Origin of the sequence: Sphingopyxis sp. Q841, from assembly GCF_052384365.1 — a bacterium.
Lineage (GTDB): Bacteria > Pseudomonadota > Alphaproteobacteria > Sphingomonadales > Sphingomonadaceae > Sphingopyxis > Sphingopyxis terrae_A.
Genome location: NZ_JBQSUM010000015.1, coordinates 1 through 696 on the forward strand (window position 1 = coordinate 1; position 696 = coordinate 696).

Sequence of the window (696 nt, forward strand, 5' to 3'; positions counted from 1 at the left end):
CTGTATCATATCGTTATGCAACATGGAGGTTATGCATGCATTTCCGTCCCTTGCACGACCGTGTGGTCGTCCGCCGCATCGAAGCCGAGGAGAAGACCTCGGGCGGCATCATCATCCCCGACACCGCAAAGGAAAAGCCGCAGGAGGGCGAAGTCGTCGCCGTCGGACCGGGTGCCCGCGCCGAGGACGGCACGGTGACCGCGCTCGACGTTCGGGCCGGCGACCGCATCCTGTTCGGCAAATGGTCGGGCACCGAGGTGCGCATCAACGGCGAGGATCTGCTCATCATGAAGGAAAGCGATATTCTGGGCGTGATCGAGCAGGCCGAGGCGCTCAAGAAGGCGGCCTGACGCCGCATCCATCCAGCAACTGAAAGGATATCGAGAAGGAGGAAGAAATGGCTGCCAAGGAAGTGAAATTTGCGTCCGACGCGCGTGATCGCATGCTGCGCGGCGTGGATACGCTTGCGAATGCAGTGAAGGTCACGCTCGGCCCCAAGGGACGCAATGTCGTGATCGAGAAAAGCTTCGGCGCGCCGCGCATCACCAAAGACGGCGTGACCGTCGCCAAGGAAATCGAGCTTGCCGACAAGTTCGAGAATATGGGCGCCCAGATGCTGCGCGAGGTCGCCTCGAAGCAGAACGACAAGGCCGGCGATGGCACCACGACCGCGACCGTGCTCGCGCAGGCGATCGT

General features: G+C 61.9%; 2 protein-coding genes. Both read left to right on the forward strand.

Annotation, left to right across the window (positions count from 1 at the left end; all coding sequences use genetic code 11):
• Positions 1-35: 35 nt before the first annotated feature.
• Positions 36-350 (forward strand): co-chaperone GroES, encoded by a 315-nt coding sequence (groES, locus tag ACT17R_RS17655; RefSeq protein ID WP_444810015.1) that lies wholly within the window; start codon positions 36-38, stop codon positions 348-350.
• Between the two features lie 47 nt (positions 351-397).
• The coding region (locus ACT17R_RS17660) for a TCP-1/cpn60 chaperonin family protein (protein WP_444810016.1) at positions 398-696 on the forward strand (299 nt) is incomplete at its 3' end.